This window comes from Ignavibacteriota bacterium (assembly GCA_019637995.1).
Classification (GTDB): Bacteria; Bacteroidota; Ignavibacteria; order Kapaibacteriales; family UBA2268; genus JANJTB01.
In genome coordinates, this window is sequence record JAHBUQ010000001.1 from 253,415 (window position 1) to 279,738 (window position 26,324).

General features: G+C 33.6%; 18 protein-coding genes. 6 read left to right on the top strand and 12 right to left on the bottom strand.

What is annotated here, in order from left to right:
- Window positions 1–4 precede the first annotated feature (4 nt).
- The 3 genes from KF896_00975 to KF896_00985 all read left to right on the top strand — a co-directional run bounded on the left by KF896_00975 (window position 5) and on the right by KF896_00985 (window position 6,453).
- A complete protein-coding gene (locus tag KF896_00975; protein ID MBX3042266.1) occupies window positions 5–5,452 on the top strand; it encodes a hypothetical protein in 5,448 nt (1,815 codons plus the stop codon).
- A gap of 103 nt (window positions 5,453–5,555) precedes the next feature.
- On the top strand, window positions 5,556–5,903 hold the full coding sequence (locus KF896_00980) for a septal ring lytic transglycosylase RlpA family protein (protein ID MBX3042267.1): 348 nt from the start codon (window positions 5,556–5,558) through the stop codon (window positions 5,901–5,903).
- Between the two features lie 4 nt (window positions 5,904–5,907).
- Complete coding sequence (locus KF896_00985; GenBank protein ID MBX3042268.1) at window positions 5,908–6,453, top strand: M23 family metallopeptidase; 546 nt, start codon at window positions 5,908–5,910, stop codon at window positions 6,451–6,453.
- A 65-nt stretch (window positions 6,454–6,518) separates the two neighbouring features.
- On the opposite strand, the gene KF896_00990 is transcribed toward KF896_00985, so the two are convergent.
- The 4 genes from KF896_00990 to KF896_01005 form a co-directional block, all read right to left on the bottom strand.
- Window positions 6,519–8,303: a T9SS type A sorting domain-containing protein gene (locus KF896_00990; protein MBX3042269.1), complete on the bottom strand. Its 1,785-nt coding sequence runs from the start codon at window positions 8,301–8,303 to the stop codon at window positions 6,519–6,521.
- Window positions 8,300–8,875, bottom strand: coding sequence for an RNA polymerase sigma factor (locus KF896_00995; protein MBX3042270.1), 576 nt, complete (start codon window positions 8,873–8,875; stop codon window positions 8,300–8,302). The genes KF896_00990 and KF896_00995 overlap by 4 nt, the downstream gene beginning before the upstream one ends.
- Before the next feature lie 78 nt (window positions 8,876–8,953).
- Complete coding sequence (gene lpxB / locus KF896_01000; protein MBX3042271.1) at window positions 8,954–10,054, bottom strand: lipid-A-disaccharide synthase; 1,101 nt, start codon at window positions 10,052–10,054, stop codon at window positions 8,954–8,956.
- Window positions 10,055–10,066: 12 nt separating this feature from the next.
- Window positions 10,067–11,344, bottom strand: a complete 1,278-nt coding sequence (locus KF896_01005) for a hypothetical protein (GenBank protein ID MBX3042272.1) — start codon at window positions 11,342–11,344, stop codon at window positions 10,067–10,069.
- A 50-nt stretch (window positions 11,345–11,394) separates the two neighbouring features.
- On the opposite strand from KF896_01005, the gene KF896_01010 reads away from it, so the two are divergent.
- Window positions 11,395–11,583: a hypothetical protein gene (locus KF896_01010; protein MBX3042273.1), complete on the top strand. Its 189-nt coding sequence runs from the start codon at window positions 11,395–11,397 to the stop codon at window positions 11,581–11,583.
- 37 nt (window positions 11,584–11,620) lie between these two features.
- On the opposite strand, the gene KF896_01015 is transcribed toward KF896_01010, so the two are convergent.
- The 3 genes from KF896_01015 to KF896_01025 all read right to left on the bottom strand — a co-directional run bounded on the left by KF896_01015 (window position 11,621) and on the right by KF896_01025 (window position 16,791).
- Window positions 11,621–12,322: a type 1 glutamine amidotransferase gene (locus KF896_01015; GenBank protein ID MBX3042274.1), complete on the bottom strand. Its 702-nt coding sequence runs from the start codon at window positions 12,320–12,322 to the stop codon at window positions 11,621–11,623.
- A 77-nt stretch (window positions 12,323–12,399) separates the two neighbouring features.
- The gene (locus KF896_01020; GenBank protein MBX3042275.1) at window positions 12,400–12,645 is read right to left on the bottom strand and encodes a hypothetical protein; all 246 of its coding nucleotides are present in this window, start codon (window positions 12,643–12,645) and stop codon (window positions 12,400–12,402) included.
- 138 nt (window positions 12,646–12,783) lie between these two features.
- Window positions 12,784–16,791, bottom strand: coding sequence for a PAS domain S-box protein (locus tag KF896_01025; protein MBX3042276.1), 4,008 nt, complete (start codon window positions 16,789–16,791; stop codon window positions 12,784–12,786).
- A gap of 436 nt (window positions 16,792–17,227) precedes the next feature.
- On the opposite strand from KF896_01025, the gene KF896_01030 reads away from it, so the two are divergent.
- Complete coding sequence (locus KF896_01030) at window positions 17,228–18,619, top strand: MFS transporter (protein MBX3042277.1); 1,392 nt, start codon at window positions 17,228–17,230, stop codon at window positions 18,617–18,619.
- Between the two features lie 112 nt (window positions 18,620–18,731).
- Here KF896_01030 and KF896_01035 read toward each other — a convergent pair whose 3' ends face one another.
- The 4 genes from KF896_01035 to KF896_01050 form a co-directional block, all read right to left on the bottom strand.
- Window positions 18,732–21,533 (bottom strand): immunoglobulin domain-containing protein, encoded by a 2,802-nt coding sequence (locus KF896_01035; GenBank protein MBX3042278.1) that lies wholly within the window; start codon window positions 21,531–21,533, stop codon window positions 18,732–18,734.
- Window positions 21,534–21,776: 243 nt separating this feature from the next.
- Window positions 21,777–22,541, bottom strand: a complete 765-nt coding sequence (locus tag KF896_01040) for a hypothetical protein (protein ID MBX3042279.1) — start codon at window positions 22,539–22,541, stop codon at window positions 21,777–21,779.
- Between the two features lies 1 nt (window position 22,542).
- Window positions 22,543–23,823 carry a hypothetical protein gene (locus KF896_01045; GenBank protein ID MBX3042280.1) on the bottom strand — a complete coding sequence of 427 codons (1,281 nt, stop codon included), beginning with the start codon at window positions 23,821–23,823 and terminating at the stop codon, window positions 22,543–22,545.
- A 23-nt stretch (window positions 23,824–23,846) separates the two neighbouring features.
- Window positions 23,847–24,431 (bottom strand): RNA polymerase sigma factor, encoded by a 585-nt coding sequence (locus KF896_01050; GenBank protein ID MBX3042281.1) that lies wholly within the window; start codon window positions 24,429–24,431, stop codon window positions 23,847–23,849.
- Window positions 24,432–24,604: 173 nt separating this feature from the next.
- On the opposite strand from KF896_01050, the gene KF896_01055 reads away from it, so the two are divergent.
- Window positions 24,605–25,705, top strand: coding sequence for a hypothetical protein (locus KF896_01055; protein MBX3042282.1), 1,101 nt, complete (start codon window positions 24,605–24,607; stop codon window positions 25,703–25,705).
- Here KF896_01055 and KF896_01060 read toward each other — a convergent pair.
- Window positions 25,674–26,159 (bottom strand): 2TM domain-containing protein, encoded by a 486-nt coding sequence (locus KF896_01060; protein ID MBX3042283.1) that lies wholly within the window; start codon window positions 26,157–26,159, stop codon window positions 25,674–25,676. The genes KF896_01055 and KF896_01060 overlap by 32 nt on opposite strands.
- Between the last annotated feature and the right edge of the window lie 165 nt (window positions 26,160–26,324).

Sequence of the window (26,324 nt, forward strand, 5' to 3'; positions counted from 1 at the left end):
TCAAGTGAAAAGGATTGTCATATTTTTCATTATATTAGTATTTACGATATCCTGCAGTAACCAAAATCGGCTTGTGATTGTAAGCAGCAATATTGGAAATAATAATTATCTGCAGGAATATACTGATATTAAAATTATATTTGATAAAGATGTATGGACAATGGGCAATATGGATTTGTACGGAAAGAAGTTCATTCAATTTGAGCCTGAACTGTCAGGACATTATATCTGGGATTCTCCGAGAGAGTTGAGATTCGTGCCATATTCAAATTCTTATATGCCCGGAATCGAATATACTGCCACTTTGACAAATGAAATTACTCAGAATTCATCCGACATTCTACTACCTTCAAATAGTGTGCTTACCTTCAATACAGGACAAATTGATATTGATGAGTTGAGCTATTATTGGGATTTTGAGAGTTTTTCCGGTAATACAATTCTTAATTTAGAACTTAAAATGAATATACCTTTTAAAACTCATATTGACTCAGGTCATTTTGAATTTTATGTAAATAGCAAGAGAATTGAGCCTGATATATTACTAATTCATTTAAATAACCTGTTACAAGTCAATTTTTCAGACAAAAATTTAACACAAAAAGGTGATATTGATTTAGAAATAAAAGTCAAACAAGGTCTTGCAATTGGCTCTGCAGCTAATGCTGTAAATAAAAGAGAATTTTCCAGAAAGTTTACTATTACAGGTTCAGATATTTTTGAAGTAACTATGAGTAATGCCGAAACAAATGCTAACGCTTGTTATATTAATTTGAGTTTCAGTCAAGCCTTAGATATTACAAGTGATTACAGAGCATTTATTAAAACTGAACCTGAAATACCCGGTATAGAGGTTTTTGTAAACAGAAATTTTATGACAATCAGTGGAGATATAGCTCCCGGAGAGATGTACAAAATTACTTTAAAATCTGATTTACCGAGCAAGTTGGGAAAAAAACTTGAGAAAGAGAAGTCAGAATTCGTAAAACTTGCAGATTTGATGCCATTTATTGACTTTACTGAAAATGAAGCTATTTATCTCCCAGCAAGTGGTAGCCGAAATGTATCGCTCAATATGCACGGAGTAAAAGATTTGAGTATGCTGATATTTAAAGTTTATGAAAATAATATTATGAGTGTATTCAATGGTGGAAAAATTTATGACGAATTCTATGACCCAGAAACAGATGAGTATGACTGGACTTATAAATATAATATACAAAAATACGGAGATTTGGTCACAAGTAAAAAAATTGACCTTGGCAGCTTAAAGCAAAAGAATAACGCATATATATTAAATATAGATTTTAAAGATTACATCAGCGATAAAGGAATATATATTGTCAGGTTCATTGACAGTACAAACCGAATTTTGCAAACAGAAAGAATAATTTCCATAAGTGACCTTGGATTAATCGCTAAGACAAATGATAACGACCTGCTCGTTGCTGTTAGTTCTTTTGTAAATGCATCACCTGCTTCCGGTGCAAAAGTAACACTCATCAGTCTAAATAATCAAATTATGGAGCAGGCAACAACAAATGCTAATGGAGTAGCATTGTTTAATAATCTGCAAAAGCGTTCAAAAGCAAAAACCCCAAGATTAGTTAGAGTTGAGAGGGGAAATGATATAAATTACCTGTATCTTGATTATCAAACCAAATACGATAATTCTAATTTTGACTTTCTCAGCGGCTCCTCGCCTGAAGATTATAAAGCTTTCATTTATGGTGACAGAGAACTCTACAGACCCGGCGATACAATGCACATTGCCGGCATATTAAGAGATCATAATCGCAAAACTGTTAAATCAGTTCCCGTTAAATTGCAGTTAGTAACGCCAATTGGTAAAGTCTTCAAAGAGTTTGTAGCTGAGACTGACGATAACGGTGGTTTTAGTTTAGATTATCAGATTTCTCCTTCTACAATTACAGGAACATACAGAATAAGGGCTTTCTTTGCTGGTAATAAACAAATTGGTGAATCGAAAGTAAGTATTGAGCAGTTCATACCCGAAAAAATAAAATTTAGCCTTAAGACTGATAAAGAACATTACAATACAAATGAGAAAATATCTATTTCATCACTTGTTGAGAATTTTTATGGAACTGTTGCTCCTGAAAGACCATTCGAAGTAAGTTTCACAGGCAAGCCTTATGATTTCAAGAACAAGAATTTAAAAGATTATAATTTTAAAATTACCAATATTGATGAATTTTACAATGAATTGAATTCTAATGTATTTATCGGTAAATCTGATAAATCAGGCGAAATATATCTTGATTATTTGCTTGAAATGCAGAATCTCGGTAATATTAATTTAAATGTTATGATGACTGTATTTGATGAGGGTAATCGCCCCGTCAAAAACTCAAAAATAGTTAAGATTAGTACTCAGCCATATTTTCTTGGTATTGGCAAAATGGACAGTTGGCTAAACCCTAATGCAAATTATAAAATTCCTTTGATTGCAGTAAATGATGAAGGCAAACCCGAAAAACGTGCTCTGGCTGATGTTGTCATAGTGCGTAAAGTATGGAATACTGTATTAAGATATTCGCAATATAATGACCGTTATGTATATGAAAGTGAAATGAATGAGGAAGTTGTTCTCAGTAGTCAGATTGAAATTAACGGTATGAACGGAGCAGTTAATTTCAAAACTAAAGGTTCTGGCATTTACGAAATGCGGGTTTCGCTTCCCGGAGCCGAAACCTATGTTTCTGAACAGTACACTGCTTATGGTTCAGGATTTGTATCATCTGGTGATTTCAAAATAAGCAAAGACGGATTTGTTGACATCGAAACTGAACTGGATAAATATAATGTTGGAGACAAAGGAAGAGTGCTCTTCAAAACACCATTCAACGGCAGATTGCTTGTTACAATCGAAAGGAACGGAATTCTCGATAATTATACTCTGAATACATCTTCAAGAACCGCAGAGCTATTACTGGATATTAAAGAAAATTATCTTCCTAATATTTATATTTCAGCTGTGCTTATGAAACCAATTGTAGATGATGATGTTCCTATTACAGTTGCTTACGGCTATCATTCATTGATGGTTGAAAAGAAATCTGCTTTACTTCCGATATCAATCACGGCTAATAGCAAAGTTCGTTCAGGTAGCAACCAAAACGTAAAAATTAAAACTTTGCCAAGGAAGAATGTTAATGTAACTATTGCGGTTGTGGATGAAGGAATTCATCAGATTAAACGCTCTAAAACTCCAAATCCTTTTAAGTATTTCTACGAGAAAATGGGGCTTGATGTCCTGACTTTTGATGTTTATAAACTGCTGTTTCCTGAAATAAATGTTGGTAAATTTAGTTTCGGTGGGGGAGACGAAAGTTATGACCTTTCAGAAAGTGATAATCTTGTACTGAACAGATTTGCCGATGAAAGAGTTAAACCTGTAGCTTTTTGGAGCGGAATTCTAAAGACTAATGCAGCCGGTGAAGCTGAATATAATTTCAAAATTCCTGATTTTTCAGGCTCTTTAAGAATTTCGGCAATTGCTTATATTGATGATGCTTTTGGAAGTGCTGATACAAATATGATTGTTGCTGACCCACTGATTATAAATACCGGACTTCCGCGTTTCTTATCAACAAGTGATGAAACTATTGCAATTGTCAGCATCGCAAATACTACTTCAAGTGAAAAGAATATTAATTACGAAATTCAAACAAATAATTTGCTTGAAATTAAGGATAAGAAATCAGGTAGCATTAAGATTAAAGGAAATTCTCAGGGAAGAGTCGAAATTCCAATAAAAGCTATGAAAACTGAAGGGCTTGCCGAATTTAATATTACAGCTAAAGGTGGGGGTGAATCAGCTAAACAGACCATAAAATTACCGGTAAGATATCCGGCTGGATATACAAAATATTATGAAAGCGGCAGACTTGATGATAAAGGTGAAGTAAATTTTGATTTTTCTAACAAATTTGCATCAGGCAGCTCCAAAAGTGAAGTCATTATGAGTAAACTTCCGGTCGTTGAGTTTTTCAACAGTATGGATTATTTGCTTGAATATCCTCACGGTTGTATGGAGCAGACCATTTCAAAAGCATTTCCATTGATTTTCTATCCCGATTTGATTAAAGCTTCAAAAGTGCGGGCTGGAAAATCAGGGCTGAAGGATGCAAACAAATTGGTTATCTCGGCTATTGACAGGGCAATCATGACCCAGCTTTATGATGGTGGCTGGACAATGTGGGAATCAGGCTATGATGGACATTTATGGACATCTGCTTATGTGACTCATTTCCTGTATGAAGCCAAAAAGGCAGGCTATACTGTAAGCGAAAAAGTATTTGATAAAGCAATTTCATACCTGAGAGTGAATTCAGTTAATTCAAAAAAAGTTTACAATTATAACAGCACAGGACTGCAAAGTAGTCGGATTCAATATTATCCAACTGAAGCAATATACGGTTTGTTTGTACTCAGCTTGTCCGGAAGGCAGGACTACAGCACGCTCAATTTCTATAAGAATCAATTGTCATTTTTATCAAATGAAGCAAAAGTATTGCTTGCAGGTGCATTCAAAATGGTCGGAGATGAAAGCAGTTACCGCAACATTTTGAAAGATTTTTCTGTCGGTACCTCAAATTATTCATCATACCGAAATACATCAATGGGTTCGGTATTGCGTGAAATGGGACTTTCACTCTATATCCTGGCAAGTTCTGACGCTAATGACCGTAGAATTCAACCACTTACAAAATCAGTAAGCGAGCTTCTTACAAAATCAGAAAGGATTACAACTCAGGAAGCAGTATTTGCTCTTCTTGGTATTGGAAAAGTGCTTTCAGGAATTGATACAAACGGTGATTCTGAAGGCATATTAAGCGACGGGAAGAAGGATTTATTGACATTCAAAGGCAATACAGATGATTTTGCATCGGAAGTAATCAGAACCGATAAATTTAAAATAAAATCTACTTCAGATAAATTGTATTATTTTGTTAATTCTGCCGGTATGCCAAAAGATGGCAAAATCGAAACAAAAAATAGTAATATAAAACTTAGCAGAACTTATTTCTCAAGGCAGGGTTATGAAATGAAAGGCAATAAATTCATTGCCGGAGATATTGTAATTGTCAAATTGTCAATTTCTGGTCTTGAGAGCAACTTCAAAGCCGATAATATGGTGATATCAGATTTACTCCCGGCAGGATTTGAAGTGGATAATCCAAGATTGCTTGATTTTGATAAATATTCTTGGATTAAATATCAGACAATTCCAACCCATTATGATTATCGGGATGACAGAGTGAATATATATTTCGATTTTGATAAATCAGCTGAGTTTTATTACACAATGCGAGCAGTATCACCGGGTAAGTTTTCGATGGGTTCGGCTTCTGCTGATGCTATGTACTCCGGTGATGTATTTTCTATTACAGGTGGCGGCATTGTCGAAATTAATAATCGTAAGTAAATATTTTAAATTGTGGGTTTAAGTTATGAGATTATTGCTATTTCTATTTGTATTAATTTTGTTGAGTGCTTGTTCGAGTGCTGTTAGATTTTCTACTGTGAATATGCCGCAAAATCAATCAGCTCAGCAGGGGGCTTCCACAAAGCCTGAGCAGCCGGGAACTGTTTTACGTGGAAAAGCATCATACTATGGAGATGAATTTCATGGAAGAAAAACTGCTAACGGAGAAATCTATGACCGAAGTAAAATCTCCGCTGCTCATAAAACACTGCCATTCGGTACTATTGTAAGAGTAAGAAATCTTAACAACAATAAGGAAATTATTGTCCGAATTAATGATAGAGGACCTTTTGTTGCAGGAAGGGTTATTGACCTTTCTTATGCTGCTGCTCGAGAGCTCGATATGCTTCGTGATGGTGTAGTAGATGTAGAAGTAACCGTTTTGGAATAGAGAAATGTATTGTTTCCCATTGCTGAATTATCATAAATTGCTTCCAAAAACAGGTTCCGGGTCTTTTGGAGAATTTCGTAATGACAGAATTCATACCGGTATAGATTTATATGCTGAATTTGGGACTGAAGTCAGAGCCGTTCTCAATGGTGAAGTTGTTGAAACAGGAGTTTTTACATCTCCGGATATGGTTGATTATTGGAATAAAACTTACTTTGCAGCTATTCAACATAATGATGGAAAAATATTCAAATACTGCGAAATGGGGGAGATATTTATATCGAAAGGTGAGTTGATAAAGTCGGGGCATATAATCGGAGAAGTTGGAAAAGTTATTAATGTCCAAATGGTAAGTCAGGAAGCTCCGGATTACATAAAGTCATTAGTAATGACAAATTGTTGCTCAATGCTGCATTTTGAAATGTATTCAGGTTTACCTTATTTTCCTGAAAATTATCTTGGAGGAAATATTTTTTCTAAGAAAATACCGGATAATTTGCTTAATCCTTATGAATTTCTAATTTCAATACTATTCAATAAATTGAAATAATATCAAAAATAAAAAGTCTGAAATTTTAAATTTCAGACTTTTTTCAGGCACTACTTTTTATAATATTATTTATTTAGAATTATTCTGTGAACTGCCTGTTCTCCGGCATTTGTCTGCACAACAATAAGATACATCCCGGCTTCAGGAGCTTTCAGATGGAACGATTCGAGAATTTCACCCTTGTTCATTCTTCTGTTTACAACAACATCCTGAACCTTCTTGCCGAAAACATCATTTACAGAAATCGAAACATTGCGGTTTTCTTTCAACAGGAATGATAAATTTACCAACCCGTCAGTTGGGTTTGGTGAGGCAGTGAGTTCTTCTATCGCACCGGCACAAGTTCGCCAAATATCAAGATAATTTTCACCGTCTTCATTTGGTGAGAAGCCGCAAACAGCACCCTCAGTCTTAGTTAAAGCATCGAACTCGGGTTTCACTTCATTTCGGATTCTTTCAGGCATTAATTCATAAGTTTCTTCATCAAGATTTAACCAAAGAATGAATGAGAAATCCTTCAGAATATTACCCTGCTTATCTCTTGCATTTGGTAATGAAATCTCCACAGGAAGAAGCTTGTTGATGTCAATCGATGGAAGATTAATTTTGAGAGGTTTTACATCTTTATTATTAAAGGTTATTTCAAAATTACGGTCATCTTTAAGTGAGCCATCTTCATTTTTCTCCCTTTTATCAACTAAAACATTAATATCCCTATTCTCAACTTTTGTAGTATCATTTGAGTTTTGGTCAAGAATAATCATAACTTGTTTATTTTCGATAATTGACTTGTTTTTTAATGAACTATCACCGGTTAAATTATTAATTTGTATTTTAAAGTTACTCATCTTGTTTTTCAATCCCGATAAATCTTCTACCATTTTTTGAATATCATCTGAACTTAAATTTTGCAACATTTCAACGACTTTTTTTGAAGAGTCGGAATCAATTTTTAAATTATTAAAATATGTACTATTCTGCTCAAAATGTAGAGAAAGCATTTTAATAAATTTTTCTGAATCGAATTTATTTCCATCTAAAATATCTTTATCAGAGAATGAATTCATCAAATCATCAATAATTGAATTCATATTCTCAGAGCCCATCATCGTGCTCATCATTTGGTCTATACTGATATCCGTACCTTCTTCAGAAATAATCTCGATTCTTCTCATGCCGCGATTATCTGTAATCATTCTTGGAATGACATAATCTTCGGGATTCTCAATAATTGCATCCTTATCGTTATACCCAACACCCCAATCTACATATATCTTGCGAAGTTTTGGATTATTTTTGCTAAGTAGAACACTTATGAAACTACCAGTCGGGTCAACCTCAAATCCCAGAGCCTTAATCTCCTCAGGAGTTAGCTTTAGCGACTTTATACCTTTGATATCAGAATTTATTCCTGAATTATCATTGCCATTGGATATTGTTTGAGTTTCCGGGATATCCTCTGCTTTGGCAATAGTAACTTGGTCATTTACTGCTTCAGAAAGCTTAGTTTCCTTTTCAGCAGGGTTTCTGTTATTACTTAAAATATCAGAATGAGAATTTGAATGAGATTGAATATTAATATTTCTATTCAATTCAGCATTGATTGAATTATCAGTTTGATTATCTCCAAAATTAACTGCACTTAAGAATATAACACTTATTGCGGCTGCTGTAGCACCTATTAAACTAATCATTTTTTTGTCTCCTTTGAATAATTTTTCAAAAAAACCGTAAGCAGGAGGTTTAGAATAATTTGAAAGAAGATTATCAATATCATTCCTACTCAATACCAGCTCTTCAGCCCTTGCCTTTGAGAATAAATCATCAATATTTAAATTTCGATTTTTCATAACACACCTGCACTTATTGATTTTTGGTCTGCCAATACTCCGTTGTTTGAACATACATAGTTGAAGTTATTGGAATAGTCATCTGTTAGAATTTCCTTCAGCATAACTCTACCTCTTGAAAGTCTTGATTTGACTCCCGAAAGACTTCCACCCTGAATATCACGAATTTCTTCAATACTAAGACCTGAGATTTCGAATAAAATCAGAGCAGTTTTTATTTTTTCTGGAAGTTTATCAAGAGCATTGTAAAGAATTTCAACATCTGTTGATAAATCCGGTGGCGAAATATTAGCAATAATTTGTTCTGCTTTTGTCTCATCATATTCACTAAATAAACGCATCCTCCAGCGGCGCCGCTTATGGATTCTGGTAGCAATCGAAAAGAGATATGACAAAAACGCCTGTTTGTTTTTGATTGTGTGAAATTTTTCGTAAGCAATAAGTATAGTCTCGGAAGCAAGGTCGCGTGCATCCTCCCTGCTTTTAGTCATTGCCCGGGCAAATCTTAAAAGTGGGGTATGAACCTCATCATAGAGCTTCATAAATTCTGTTTTCTTTTCCGATTCTGTCATATTGCAAAAGTAATTTATTCTACACATAAAGTAAGTGTCGCAACTATCTAAAAAGTTGCAAAAGAAAACAAAAAAAAATTACAATGATTCGATAATTATTTTTGCTGCTTGTGCTGATGCACCTTTTTCGCCGAGAATCTGCTTAATATTTTTAAAATCAGCTTGGATTGCATTAAAGTAATTCTCATCAGTTAAAATCATTTTTATATGTGATAATATATTGTTCGGTGTTGCATCATTTTGAATGAATTCCTTAACAACAGGCTTATTGGATAAAATATTAATAAGAGATATATATGGTAAATTAATCAAACGTTGAGCAATTTGATAGGTCAAAAATGATGTTTTGTAAAACATAGCAATTGGAAGTCCGCAAAGAGCTGCTTCAAGATTTGATGTACCTGTTTTTATAATTCCTGCTGATGAATTTTGTATTATTTCATAGCTATTTTCAGCTATTTCGACATTGCTGAATTTTGAAAATTCAGAAAATATTTCTAAAGGAATATTACTTGATTTTGCAATTGTAAAATTGAGATTAAATCCCCCTGAATTATTCAAATCTAAAATTTCACTAAACAATCTCAAATGCTTTTTAACTTCCTGCATCCTGCTGCCCGGAAAAAATGCTACTTTTCCGTTCCTTTCGTTAAAAGGCTTGAAATTACCGGATAAAATCTCATTATCAAGCAATGGATGTCCCACAAAATGGGCGTCTATTCCAAACCCATTAAAATACTTAACTTCAAATGGAAAAACTACAAGAAGTTTATCAGTAACTTTTGCAAGTTGTTTAGCACGATTTTTACCCCATGCCCAAAGCTGAGGTGCAATATAATAAATCACAGGTATGGATAAATCTTTTGCTTTTCTTGCAAGTCGGATATTAAATCCCGGATAATCAACAGGAATGAATACGTCAATTTTATAATTTTTGAGAATTGATGTGCATTCTTCAAGAAGGTTTTTGAAATAAGTATATTTTTTTGCTACTTCCCAAAATCCGACGACAGCAACATCTGACATCTTAGCTATGCTTTGAAGACCTTCGGAAATCATTTTTTCACCACCAATACCAATGAATTCTGCTCTTGCATCAAGATGTCTGATTTCACGCATCAAATTAGCTGAATGAATATCGCCAGATGGGTCACCTGAAACTATCAGATACTTACTCAAAGTTTTTACCTGCTAAAATCTGTATTGAATACCGCCACTGAGAATATCAAATCTGCTGACACTATAATCTAAAAATATATCAAAATTGCCGATTGGCTTGATTATTCCTATTGTCCATCTTAAATTTGAAGCATCTATGGTCAGTTCAGTTGTTTGAGGATTAGTATCTCCAGGAAATCCCGGAGTAGGATATTCCTGGTCTTTATCAAGAAGACCAAGTTCACGCTGAATTTCAACCGGAAGCAAATATTTATACTTGGAAGTTATGTTAATAGTTTCGTAGGAAATACCTGTATAAACATCAAATAAATTCTCAAAGCTCTTACTTGCATGAAAGTTAATGCTGAAAAGTGATGCATTAGCCTTCAAATCCGCCTGAGTAACACCAATTTTGTTTTCGAGATATGTTCCTTGATATACCACCTGCACTGCCATATCAAAAGGTCTTTGGTAAACAGGAATAAGCTCTCCTGTTTGGTCATACTCATCGAAGAAATACTGACTTATACTATGCTTAACTCCCACTCCCCAAAAAGCAAAATCACCAATTGTTTCTCCAAGATTTATCGGTGGAATAAGTCTTATGAGTAATTCTGTGCCATAAAGTGAGCCAATTTCAAACTGAGGAATAGCTGCAAATACCATATTCAAATTATTACCGCCATAAAGTGTGAACACTTCAGGAAAATTAGCAATAGCAGCAGAAACGGAGTCTTTTATGCCCTGTGGAATTAATGGGAAATTATATAAAGGATGATTTTTAAAAAGTGTCTCAAGGGATTCGTGTGGTAGTTCGAATTTCGTATCACCGGTGCCGAGAGCTGTTGAAGCCCTCTGGGGAACTTTTATCAAACCGGCATTTGCTCCTTTCGTACCATCATACATCATATTCATGAATAAATAGTGAATCAGTCCGGCTGTATCAAGTCTTTTTATATTCAGTCCTTCCATTTCAATATAGCGTCCGACATCTTCGAACCTATATTCACTGCTTGGCATAACAGGTGAAAAGCTTTTAAGGTCATCATTTACCAATCCGCTCATACCATGAATTCCCACCCTGAAATATGGCTTCTTGACTTTCTGAGGGACATAAGCCTGAGTGAAGAATCTGGAATTTGAGGTCGAATTGATTACCCTAACGACAGGTTCCATAAATGGTACACCATTCGATTCAAATAAGTCTTTTGAAAATTTGCGGGCTAAGTCAATTGTATAATCCTGTGAATTCTGAGCATTCAAATTGCTTGTGAATATACTTAAAATCAAGCAAAGTAAGACTTTTTTCATATATATAATTCCTAATTTCGAAGTCTGATTATTTAAATAGTTTTTTACTTATGATAATATACAATGGAACTGCAAAAACCGCAACTAATCCTAATATCATGATTGACCTGAAAAAATTTACAAACTGGAATCCAAGTCTGAAAGCAAATAATATTATAAATACAAATATAATTGATACAACTATTGCCGTAGCTACTGATAAAACCTGTTTCATAGCACTAATAAATATTGATGATTAATAACTTTTGAATTTAACGATTATCAGAATATCCTATTTCATTCTAATTTCAAAAATGAATCCAGAAAATCAGACAAAAGGTTATTATTCAGATGTGCATGATGAATTTCTCTTATAATTTCTTCTCTTGTTTGCACATATTTACCGGGTTTTAAATAATCTCCGGCTCTGTCAAGCATTCTACTGATAGAATATTCTGTTTGCTCCGGATGACATTGAAATCCGGCAGCAATATCACCATATAAAAAAATCTGATTTTCACAAGTATCTGAAGAAGCAATTCTTATACTGTTATGTGGCAAGGTGAATTCTTCACCATGCCAGTGAAATGTCTGAAATTCCTTTGGAAATGTATCGAAATGCTGATGATTCTTGTATTCGTCAGACATTTTTATATTCAACCAGCCTACTTCTTTTTCTTTTGATTGTTTTACTTCAGATCCTAAAACCTCTGCAAGAAGTTGTGCCCCGAGACAAATTCCAATAACTTTTCTACCGTCATTGAGTGCTCTGTCAATTGACTTTTTTTCTTTAATAAGCCATGGATATTTTGATTCGTCATGAACAGACATAGGTCCACCCAAAACTATAAGCACATCATACAAATCAGGATTGGGAATGGGCTCTTCACTTTTGAAGTTTGTTCGGGTGAGATTGTATCCGCGTGTATCGCACCATTTCTGTATATGTGCGAGACCTTCGTAATTTACATGCTGATAGTAGTGTATATTAAGTTTCATAATGAATTATATCGAAATAAAAATCCCAATTTTGAGAAATATACTCAAGATTGGGATGTGATATAGAAAAAAGCTAATTAATAAGAATTCAGCCCTGAGAATATCAATGCACCGAAGAGTAGAGAGAATAAAATTGATAGTACAACTGCTATTAAAACTACGATAAGTGTAGCTTTAGCCCAATTGGCTTTATTCTGATTCTGTCCGCTGCTAAATCCCCAAACAAAAAGCATAATTACACCAACAAAAGGTATAGCCGTGATAATCAATGTGATTACCCAATCTTTAACGCTCATAGTTTCTACTGCTGTTACATCTTCCATAAGGCACTCCTAAACTTTATGAATAAATATCAAAACCCATTATTCAAAATTAACTAAAATATTGTATATATTCAAATTATATTTGACTTTTTACTTGTTTTATGGGTAATAATTTTTTTAGTAGCTTTTAGTCACCTCTTAATTCTGAATTGAATCTTCGTTGATTGGAATTTTGGCTGTCACTTCTGTTCCTTTACCATCTTCACTTTCAATTAAAATCTCGCCTCCGCACAACTCTAAATATTCTTTGCAAAGTATGAGACCAAGACCGGTTGAACTTTCATCATTAGTGCCATTCCGGGCTGTCTTTTCTCCAATTTTGAACAGATTTTTAAGTAATTTTTCGGGTATTCCTATACCGGAATCTTTTATCTTGACAGATAACAAATTCCTTTCAATATCAAGTTCATATTTCAACCATATTGTGCCATGATTTCTTGTAAACTTGATAGCGTTAGATATTAAATTCCTAAATACCGTATGAATAATATGATAATCAGCATAAACAGATAAATCCGAAGAAATTTCATTTATTATTTTTATGCTTTTAAGCTTGATATTGCTTTGTTGTGAATTCAAAATGCTTTCCATCAAATATCCGAATTGAATATTATTTGGCTTATAATCAATTAACCCTCTTTGTACTCTTGACCAGTTTAACAAATTACCAAGTAAATCATAAATATTATTTGCAGAATCCCTTAATATAGTAACTAATTCTCTTATTTCATCTGTGCTCATTGTATCAATATCATCAACAATAACTTTTGTTAGTCCCAAGAAACCATTAAATGGAGATAATAAATCATGAGCGATGATTGAAAAGAATTTATCTTTTTCACAAATTACCTGAGATAGTTCTTGGCGTATTTCTTCCAATTCTTCGACAAGAATATTTTTTTGGTATAAATTAGATTCTATCAATTCATTTGTGATTCTTGATTTTTCCAACAAATCTTCAATTTCTTCCTGATATTGTTTCCTTTCGGTGATATCGCTATGAGAACCGGCCATTCTGTATGGTTTCCCATTCGGACGTCTTAGCGCTTCTGCTTTTGCAAGAATCCATCTAACAGAGCCGCCTTTATGATTCATTCTAAATTCGATTTCATACTTATCAATTCGATTTTCAAGGAAATCAATAATTTTATCTTTAACTCTTTCAATATCCTGAAAATGTATATAAGCATAAAAAGTATCAATAGCGTTTTGTAATTCAGAATCTTTAAAACCAATAATTTCCTTCCACTTTGGTGATAAATACAATTTATTATTTTCAATATCCCAATCCCAAATGCCGTCATTGGTGCCTTTAATTGCAAGTTCGTATTGCTCTTTCACACGTAATAGCTCCAAATCCGCATTTTTTCTATCTGTAATATCATAATTATAGCCATGCCATATTACGCTTCCATCATCAAGCTTTTCAGGCTTTGCAACCCCATGAATCCATCTTTCACCCCTTTGAGGAAGAATAACTCTAAAATCTGCTTCCCATAAATCTAAACTTGCGAAAGATTTAAGAATTGAATTTTTAACATTTAAAATATCATCAGGATGTATTCTTTCATATACTTTAGAAGCATCCTCTTTCACTTCATCCGGCGAAACTTCATAGATATTCCAAATATTTTCAGATGCAAAAGGAATATAATTCCTTCCATCCGCGTGATATCGGAATTGATAAATAGCCCCGGGGAGTTGAGCTGAGAGTTTTCTTAGAAGCAAGTCACTTTCTAATAATATTTTCTCAGCCATTTTTCTATCGGAAATATCCCGCCAGGTCGCAAAGAGAAATGTCTTATTCTGCCTTTCCAAAGTTGTAAGATATACTTCAACCCAGAATTCAGTACCGTCAAATCTTCTATGAACCCACTCAAAATTTTTACTGCCATTCTTATAAGTGAAATCAATATGCTCTTTTGCAAATTCTTCGGATGGTCGTCCATTTGGCTGATACTCAGGGGAAAATTCATCAGGCTTCATTCCAATTAGCTCATTTTTTTCAGCTAATAACAATTTGCAGGCGGCTTTATTACAATCAATAACTACATTATCATCAAATACAAAATACGCATCTGATGAGCCATCAAACATAGCGCGATAATTTTCTTCGCTTTCTTTAAGCTCAATTTCTAATAATTTCTTTTGAAGAACTATACCGGCTTGTTTAACAAAAGAATTTATATATGAATTATTTTCTAATGCTTTATTTTTTAACAAAAATAAATGAATAGCTGCAATAGTTGAATTATTCTTATTTATGCCAATAGTATAAATATCCTTAATACTGATAATTTTTTCAATTAAATCAATTGCTTTTTTAGGATAATCACCCGATGAAAATTCATATAGACCTCCTTCAAAGTGATGTAAATCACCTTTTTTGAAAATATTTCTAAAATGTTCTTGAAGTTTATATTTTCTCCCTACAGGATGAAATCCGCTTGCTTCGATTACTTTCATCAGTAGCTTATTTTCAAGCCCGCTTACAGATTCAAGTATTGTTGAATTGTCATTAATTGAAATACATAGTGAAATAGTATCACCAATATATTCAGAAATATGATTTGTTATATATTGATAAACATCTTGAATTTCATTAATTTCAAGCATTTGAGATATACTGTCATTTAGTTTAGCACTATCTTCTGCACTTTTTCTTAGTTTCTCCTCCGAAATAATCCTTTCTGTAACATCTCTTGCAGCACCATATAAAGTATCACCATAAGGATGAGAACGCCACTCAATGTAGCGGTAATCACCATTCTTGGTTTTGTAGCGATTGACAAACTTCAAAAGTTTATTTTGTGTATTTTCAAGCTCTGCCATTACTTTATATGTTTTCTCTATATCGTCAGGATGAATAAAATCAAGAAATTTTGATTTGTTGAGTTCATCAGTAGTGTAACCTAAGGTTTCTTCCCATGCTTTATTTGTTTTTAAAAAATTGCCATTTGTATCAGCAATACATAGTAAATCTAAATTAATAGTAAAGAACCTTTCGAGTTCGTCCTTTTGTTTTTGCAGTTCTATTTCAGCAAGTTTCTCTTTAGTAATATCACGATGAGTACCAATCATAACTTTGGGTTTTCTGTCATCAGTCCATTCAGTAATTATGCCTCTGTCTTCAATCCATTTATATGTACCGTCCTTACACCTTAGCCTGTGTACATTTTCATAAAATTTAGTTTTGTTATCAAGATATGATTTTATATCTGCATGAGTTTTATCTCTATCGTCAGGATGCACAAGCCTTTCCCATGATTCAAGATTTCCATCAATTTCATCATGACGATAACCAAGCATTGTTTTCCATTTGATAGAAAATTCTGTTTCATTTGTTTCCAAATCCCAGACCCAAACTCCCTGGTCTGAACTTTCCAGTGCAAACTTCCATTTTATTTCATTTCGTTTTAACTCCTCAAGTAATTTATGTTCTGATGTAATATCTTCAATAATTGAAACTATGTACTTTTTACCCCCTGATTCGAAAACCTCAGCATCGAAAAGTCCATAAAAATCGCTACCATCTTTTTTCTTATAATAGATACGTTTTTTGTCTATTTTCTTATGTTGCATTTTATCATCAAATATTTCACGATTTTGTAATTCATAAGAATTTGTAAATATATCAGAAACTTTCTTTCCTAAAACCTCTTCCTTTGTATAGCCAAATTTATCAACAAATGAATTATTCACATTGATATAAATATTAGTCAGAGCATCTGATATAGCCATCGGAGAAGGATTGTTTTCAAATGCAACACGAAATCTTTCGTTTGCAACTGCAATTTCAGTCAAATCTTTACATATACTGAGAAGGTACTGTTTTTCATTAAAATTGATTTTATTTACTTTTGTACTCACGGGATAAAGTGTACCATCTTTGGCTTTCAATGGAATTGGGCAATCTTCCCGAATGCCTGACATTAAATCGTTGAAATTTTTCAATACTTCCAATTGTAAATCTTCTGGGTGTATATTTAGAATATTCATAGATTCTAATTGGTTCGCTGTGAAACCAAGCGTTTCAATAGCTTTTTGATTAGCCTTAACAATTTGTCCTTCGTTACTTATAACAAAGGCAAAATCATCTATTAAATTGAAGAAACTATCAAATAGTTCATTTTTTACATTTATCATAAATTGTATATTTAATACATAATTAATAAAGTACTAAAATATAAAAAAAAACTTAATAAATCAAATAATTTTAATAATATTATTGATTTTATATACTTATTTTACTTATATTCAGATTTCATTTTTGTATGAATTTATAGTCAAACTTGATTGGCTTTACTCTACTTATTTAACATACAGTTGATAATGCCCGATTGAATGTAATCTTCACTTCGTAAACAACAATATACTACATACTTTTTAATTATTCTAAAATCTCTTTATCTCTGTAAGTAATGAATAAAAATTTCTAAATATAATTGCTTGAGTACGACAAAAAATAAATACTTTTCACAATAATCTTGGAATAAAAAATTAATATTGTGCGGATATTGATAGAATTTATTTAAATTTGCATTCTAAAATAATGCGAATGTTTAATTAATTTTTTGGAATTATGACTAACACAATAACTTTATTAAAGGAATCGAAATCAGCAAGGTGGACTGCTCTTATGTTGATTTCATTCACAATGCTTGCAGCTTACTTTTTTGTAGATATGCTTGCACCTCTTCAGCAGCTTCTCGAAGTCAATTATAAGTGGAATCCACAAGTTTACGGAACTTTTTCGGGTTCAGAATATTATTTGAATATGTTTGGTTTTCTCTTGGTATCCGGTATTATTCTCGATAAATTAGGAATCAGGTTTTCCGGATTATTATCAACCTTGTTGATGCTTTTGGGTGGTGTAATCAAACTTTATGCACTTACAGATTATTTCAATTCTGGTGGTTTTGGTTTTACTTTTTTCGATTCTTTTATGGCTTGGATGCCTGCTTCAGCTAAGCTTGCTTCTGTTGGATACGCTATTTTTGGTATTGGAGTCGAGATGTGCGGTATAACCGTATCAAAGACAATTGTAAAATGGTTCAAAGGCAAAGAGCTCGCACTTGCTATGGGTATGGAAATGGCTACTGCCAGAATGGGTGCATCAGCGGCATTTTTCTTCTCGTCAATGATAGCAGGAAATGAACCAAGTAGAGTTGTAATAGTTGGTTGCGCTCTTTTGGTTATCGGTCTTCTTACATTTTTGACTTATGTCATTGGCTATGATATGAGACTTGATAAGCAGACCAAAGCTGAAAATACAGGACAGCCTGCTGAAGAAGAATTTAAATTCAGCGATTTTGGTAAAATAGTTACAAATAAGGCTTTCTGGTATATTTCCCTTCTTTGCGTTTTATTTTATTCGGCAGTATTTCCATTCTTAAAATATGCTGTAAATATGATGCAGAACAAACTTGATGTTTCTGCAGAAATTGGTGGATGGGTTTCAGGACTTTTACCTGTAGGAACTATTTTATTAACACCAATTATCGGCAGTTTTATTGATAAAAAAGGTAAAGCTGCATCAACAATGATGTTAGGAGCTTTGTTACTGATTACTTCTCACTTGATTTTTGCAATAGCACCTCCAAGTTTGACTCTTTATATTATCGCTATTATGATTTTAGGAGTTGCATTTTCACTTGTACCAGCTTCATTATGGCCCTCTGTGCCGAAAGTTGTAGAGGAAAGATATCTTGGCTCTGCTTATGCGGTAGTATTCCTGATACAGAACTGGGGCTTAGGATTAATACCTGCTTTTATTGGTATCGTTCTAAATGCCGTTAATCCGGGAGTAGCTGATAGCCTTGCAAGCGGAGACATTAGTGCAAGATATGACTATACTATTCCAATGTTGGTGTTTGCATCTTTGGGAGTTTTTGCACTATTATTCGGTTACTTGCTAAAGATTGAGGACAAGAAAAAGGGTTATGGGCTTGAATTGCCAAATATTCAAAAGTAATATTTAATTTTCTGTATTAAAACATTGACACAAAATTATAAAAAAATGTCGCACTTGGCTTTTGCTCAGGTGCGACATTTAATTAGTCAGATGAAAGTGTAATAAGAAATATCTACTTTATCAAAATTATGTTAATTGATTTCATTACATTTGCTGAAATCAACATTACTCTGTAGCTTCCACTCGGCATTTGAATTCCTTGGTCATTTCTGCCATCCCAAGTATAAGTCATGTTGTTTGCATCTACAAATCCTTTGTGTGACTTAACTAATGAACCTGAATTATCAATAATTTGTAACTCGTAATCCTCATAATTTACAAGTGTAAATTCAAAAGTCAAATCATTACTTGCCGGATTAGGGAAAACTCTGAATTCTTTGATAACATCGTCTGCATCTACCGAAGATGGGTCGTTTCCTATTCCAACTATTTCTACTTCAAGAGTTTTGTCAGTTCCGAAAAAGTTTAATGTCATAAAACAGTCAAAATTACCTTTTTCTTTCGGTGCAAATTCCACTTCAATATCTTTAGAACTTTTTGCATTAATTGTTGCAGGTAGTTCAGGCGATAAAATTCTGAAAGCATTTTCTTCATTATTTTCACATCTGAAGTCAGTATCAATCCAGCTTATTTTATAATCACTCTGATTGAATATTCTAAATGCAACTGAGTCAGCTTTTCCTACATCTACTATTCCTAAGTCCACTTTTGACCTGTTGGAAACCACATCCCAGAATGCACCTGCTCCTTTAATATCAATATCAGGAACATCACCTATAGCATTTGAATATACTTTTAATTTGGCTTCTTTAAGTCCTGATGTGAATGGTGTAAATTTAATACTGATATCAACGGCTTCACCTGTAGCAACTTCAGTACTGTCTTCAAAAACCATTTCAAAGTAATTAACTGTATCGCTTGTAATAATTCTGATGCTGTCAATCAGCAGAATTTCATTCCCAATATTATTAATAAAACCTGTGAAAAGTGAATCAGTGTGATTTTCTTCAAATACATCACCAAAATCAATCAACATAGATGCGAAATTAATTCTTGGACCGGGCTCCGGTTGGTTTACCGTTAGTTTCGCTTTTATTGTGGTCGAAGTCCCGCAATCATTTGTAATTACACAATCGTAATCACCGCCGTCATCAATAAGAGCTGATTCAATCACCAATGTAGTTTCAGTTTCACCTGCAATTACCTGATTATTCTTTCTCCAGCGATATGTTTTGGCATGTTCAGCACTTACACTTAACTCCACTCTGTCACCTTCCATTGCAACACGACTTTGCGGTTGCATAGTAATTGCCGGCAAAGGATTTACTGTCAACTGTACTTCACGGCTCTTGACTGGATCACCACAGTTATTTCTGACCATGCAATAATATGTTCCTGAGTTTGCGCTATTCACATTTTCAATTTTAAATTCAGAATTTGATGTTAAACTGATTTTCTTTTCATTAAAATACCAGTCATAAATATTATCCAGTCCTGATGCTTCGATAGAAAAAGTAACATCTGTTCTTTCGCAGGCAGTAACATTTGAAGGTTGTTTTGTAATTTGAGGAGGATTATTCAAAACAAGTTTAACAGTATTGCTCTTTTCTGTTCCACAGAAACCACTGATATTGCAATAATAATTTGCAACATCTGACTCTCTGACATTATTGATTGTCAATGTGCCGGAAGTTGCATCCTGAATTGGTATTACACCTTTATACCATTGATATTTCAAAGCATGTGCATCAGCATCAATCTGAAAGATTGCTACACCGCCCGGGCAGACATTCTGGTCACGAGGCTGAGTTTTGATAACAGTAGGTGTTCTTACTTGAATATCGGCTTCATCACTTATGATAGGGGAGAAGCACTCCGAGGATACAATTACTCCGTAGAATCCGGTGGAACCTGAATTAACATTGTTCAATACAAGTACTGAATCAGTAGCACCAACTATAGCGGCACCATTTTTTCTCCATTGATATTTAAGTCCGGTACCTGTTGTATTGACATATAATATGTGATTATCACCGGGACACATTTCTTTTGAGTCAGGATGTTTGCTGATTGTAAACTGTCCAAATATACCAAAATCAGATGTCATTTCAGACTTCCTGTTTGGATTTGTTACATCAAGGAGGCGTATTCTAAATTTATCGCCCTGTTGAAAGTCTGCAGGAATGCTCCATGTATAACTGCCACCTACAGCTTTAAAGCTCTGATTTATAACATAATTCCAACTTGTGCCACCATCATTTGACAGTTCAATTCGAATATCCTCAATTCCGGCTGATTCCCAACGTATTATCAAATTGCTTCCGGCGCAATAGCCTTCGCCACCTTTTGGTTCATTTAGTTCAACTCCTCTGACAATTAATTCCTGAGGCTCCATCCAGTTCCATTGGTCACCGTTAGTTCCGCCGTCTCCATTGACAGCATTGCCAACTGCTCTAAGAAAATATTTACCCGGCTTCATGGGTGCCTCCCATGTGAATTCAAAGTCTGCATTACCGTTATTCAGTGTTTTGGGAGTAGTATGGGTTAGCTCATTGATAAGCACTTGCAGTCCTGAACCAATCGGAGCGCCAACATCGCCAATATTAGTAGAGCCTGTAATTGAAGTCTTAACTGCAATATTTATACCGGCTGCAGTTATCTGAGAATTTGAATTAGTAACTCTGATATTGAACGAATTGACAGTTCCGGGGTCAACAATTAAGCTCCCGGATGTTAGCGATAAGCTTGTTGCTGTGTTGGCTGAAGTCCCGTGACATCCTGAGCCGCCGCAACCACCGTCAAATGTAGAAGTGCGCATCACTCTTCCGGTGCTTGTAGCATATACTTCAATTGTGAAATAAATTATAAGTCCAATCACCAAAATAAAAGGAACTATTTTGTATGAATTTTTCATATTACAAATATTGATTTAAGTTTAACAACATATTTTCAAAATAATTACAAACTAACATTATACAAATACATATAACAAATTAGCAATCGAATAAGTTACAAAATTAATACTTTTTATTGAAAAAAAGTAGATTTAGTTAAGATTTTAAATTATAAAAGTCTAATTTGAAAATAAATCTAAACAAAAACCCATTCACCCTATTTAAGATGAATGGGTTTGCCTCCTACCCAAGTGGAATTTAAATTAATAAATTCCTTCACCCTCCAACTCAATTATCTCATCAGTATAATGCTCTCCTGAATCAGCATAAATTACTTTGATACGAATTTTTGCCTTAAATACTTTTACTTCATTAGGATTAAAAGTTATAAATATATTCTTAGAAACAGAATGAGGCTCAATTTCAGCAGGAACTGAAAAGACCGGCTCATTGATCATAACACCATCGGAGTCAATAAGTTCAAATTCGGTTATTGTTGCTTTAGAATCAGATGAATTTATTAATTGAAAAACTTTCAGATCATAGTTGCCGATTGAAGTAACGTCGAATCTGACATCTTCAGCCCATACCGAAGCAACTTTTGCCCATACTTTTGTCTGTGGATTACGGTAAGTGCCCCAATCCAGTAAATTGTCATAATTACCCGGTAAATCGGATTCGAACTTAATTCCAAAGCTGTGGGAATCACCAATGGAATTCTTAGGTGTCAGAAATACATTTTGAGCATTTGAAAATGAATAATTCTCACTAAACTTTGTTCCTTTTACTTCATTAATATTTACAATCTGATTAGAAATATTTCTTATTAAAACATTCCTAATGATAGATTTTCCCGGGTGAAGCAATCCGAAATCAATTTCAACAGGTTCAACTTCAAATAAAGCCGGCAAGTTGTTCGGGTCATGAATAACAGTAATTGATTTAGTGGCGTCAAGAGCTGATGGGTCTTGACACGAAACAAATAATACCAGTATCAGAATTGTCAATATTAATGGAAAAATTTTCATCTTAGAGTCCAATACCGAATCCAACTGTATAGCCAATTTTTTCAGTGGTAAACCACTTTGATGTACCACCTGATTGTGGCTCTTTAAACATAAGCATGCCACCTTCAATACCAAAATTAAGATAGAAACTGTCTGTAATAAAGTAATTCATTCCGGCGGTGCTTCTTAGAAGCGGACCAATTGATGTACCGGCAGCCAATATGCTTATCTCAGGCTGTAGTCCGTCTAAACCAAAATCACCGAAATTATAGTGGTAAGTCAGTGCATACCATGAGCCATTCCATGACTGGTCATAACGGTATAGAATTCCGTCAATTTCTTTATTGAAACTCATCAGGAAATTTTCCATTCCGTAAGCAATACCAACAGAATGATTTCCGGCAATGTTATATTTGAAACCTATGCTCAAATTATTAAGTAAAGGATTGTTTTCGCCGGCAAGATTGAAATCTGGAAAAGACCTGCCACCAAAATTTCTGATGTAGAAACTTGTGTTTTGCATTATATCATCCATGATATTATTCTGAGCAATAAGTCTTCTATTATCCGGAGATTTACCGTCTAAAATAACAGGCATATTGCTGAGTGAAAGCATACTGCTTTGAATAAAGACTGATTGTGTCTGATAAGTAGGATCATCGTAAAATGCAGAATTTGAATTTGCATCACTAAGTATTGAATTTTCTGCATTTGCAAATGTCCCAAGTTTAGTAGGATTTCCTGCAAATGAATTTTTATGAACAGAAGAATATTTTTTATCAAGAATGCTTCCTGTTGTAGAAATATTATCAATTACTGAATTTGCCTCAGAATCTTGGCTGAATGATTCAATCACAGGTATATCACCAGTAGAAATACCGTTAGAAAATCCACTTTTTGACACAAATTGTTCGCTGCTTAAATCACCTTCAGACTGTTTGTTCAGTAGAAAAACAGCAACTAATGCCATAAAACCAACAGCCAGAGCAGTAAGAGCTGTACGGCTGTATAGGAAAGCGCCAATGGTTCCAGCAGTTTTTAATCCTGAATCAACCCATGAATAAAATGCACCATGGCTCAAACCGGCGGTTTTCATAATACTTGCCTTCAGATAAGCAGGAGGTGTCACTAGAGAATTTCTCAAACTATTTCTAATCTGAACAAAATGTCTCATTTTTTCCTGAAGTTCGCCACTTTGAGCTATTTCATAGAAAAGTGTACCTGTTTCCTCCTGAGAAAGCTCTCCATCAAGGAAAGCTACCAGCTTTTCGGAAGAATTCATGTAGTCTGTTGAATCGTACATTTTAATTAACCTTTAATATATTATTATTTTTTTTCATTTTTATCCTCCTCAAAATCATTTAAATAAGGCGTGAGGATACTTCGTAATTTTTCCTTAGCTCTGTAGAGATGAACCCTGACAGATGACATAGGTATTTTCATTGCTTCGGAGATTTCATTGTAGCTCATATCAAGATATTCTCTTAAAATCACCACTTCCCGAAGGTGTTCCGGCAGAGTGTCTATTGCAAATTCAATAATTTTACCCAACTCTTTGTTTTCAAGTGTATTTTCTGAGTAGCCTGACTCATAGTCATCAACCAGAGATACTGTTTCTTTCTTACGATTATATTCATTATAGCACAAATTTCTTGCTACAGTCATCAAAAAACCCGGTACATTTTTTACTTCAAGCTTATTCTGGCTACTTGTATGAAGTTTGGCAAATACTTCCTGAAAAATATCTTCAGCAAGTTCTTTGTTGCCAAGATATTTCAAACAAAATGTATAAATTCGCTGCGAATAACGTGAGTAAAGCTCATCAAATGCCTTACGTGCTATACGCTTGTCTTTGCAGAGCATGGAGTACAATTCACTATCGCTGACTATATTTATATCATTGTTTATCAAAACATTTCAAAAAAACTTTTTTTAAATTTGCACATCTTACTATTATATAGACAAATTAAAACGCATTTTGTCACACTTTTTTCAAAAAAAATTAAAATTTTGTGCTTTTTTTTTTGTCTTTAGCTATTATTTCGTTTAATTATTATAAATTTCATACAATTTTAGTGAATTCAATGACCGAAGATTATAAAATATTGGTGATAACTCAATCCAATGTAACTGATAAGGAGCTTATTAAAGTCATATCCGGAATTGGTGGAGACTTTTCTTGTGTAACAGTTGATAAATTAACTCAAAAGTTATACAACTTCAAACCTGATGTAATTTTGTTGGATAAATCAATATCAATAGATGATGCAAAATTGGTTTCTTCCGAACTTAATTCATTAAACTTCAAGGATGCTTCAATAATTGCTCTAATTGATAATAAAAATATTGCTAATATTGATTTATACATTGAATCCGGTGCTCACGACTTTATTTTTTCACCTATTAATAATTCTGAATTCAGGCTTAGAATCCGAAATCATATCAATTTGATTAAGTATAAACGTGAATGGGAAAATCAGCTCAGACATCTTGAATTGCTAAATAAGGAAAAGAACGAAATTCTTGCTATTGCTGCACACGACTTGAAAAATCCAATTTTCAGCATACAATTACTTGGTAAAACTATAAGAGATGATACTTCATTAACAAAAGAAGAACTTTACGAATTTTCTAATGATATTGTTGCTTCATGCGATAGAATTATTGATATTATAAAGCAGCTTCTTGACTTGAATTCTATTGAATCAGGAAAAATAAATATTGATATCAAAAAGCAAAGCATTCATGAGTCTGTAATTCACTTTATTGAGTTATACAAACATAAAGCTGACAATAAGGATATTAAGATAATTCTGGAAAAACATTCTGATGGTATTTGCGTAACTGATTTGGTATCATTTAACAATATTTTTGATAATTTCTTATCAAATGCAATCAAATATTCACCGTTTGGGAAAGAGGTATATGTCAGGTTGGAAGATTCAGTAAACAATTTAATCGTAAGTGTAAAAGACCAAGGTCCCGGAATTCCTGAAGCAGAACAAAATAAGTTGTTTAAGCGTTTTGCAAAAATCTCAAACAAGCCCACAGGGGGAGAAAACTCAACAGGGCTTGGACTTTCGATTGTTAAGAAATTTTCAGAACTTATCAATGCTGATATCAAATTCAGTAATAATATAGAAGAGGCGGGAGCTACTTTTTCTGTAATTCTTCCAAAATCTTAAACCCGAAATTCTCAAATAAGTTTTTCCACTTATTAGATTTCATGATTTTTTTTGCGCCGGCTTCAATCTTGGCTTTACTGGGATAGATGCTGTCAACAAAATCAAATGCAAGACCGATACCCCAGCCTAATGGAGGAAAAATTGACCATGTTATTCCACCTGTAAGGAAATAATCCAAACCAACTAAAAATCCGTTAATGATTATATAAGCTGTCAAATGCTCCCGAAATGAACTTCTTTTTTTATCCAGATACATTTGTTTGGCTTGTTCAAATAATGTATAATCTTTTTCTTCCTGTAAAGCATTACGAACTTGCTGAGGACTAATGTTAAGTTCAGCAGCAATACGGTAAAGCTCACTTTCAGTAATACCACTGTTATAATCAGCATTCTTACTGATAGCACGCTTAATAATGCGTTCTATTTCATCGCTTTGGAATATTTTGTCACTCATAATTGGCTCTCTTCATATATACTTTTTTACGTTTTGCAGATTCAATTGTTTCAAATAAAGTAAATATTTTGGAAATATAAAATTAATATTCGTATTATCAATGATAAAAAATATTTTTAAAATAGCTACTATCATCATTTAATTTAGCTTAAAATAAACAATGAA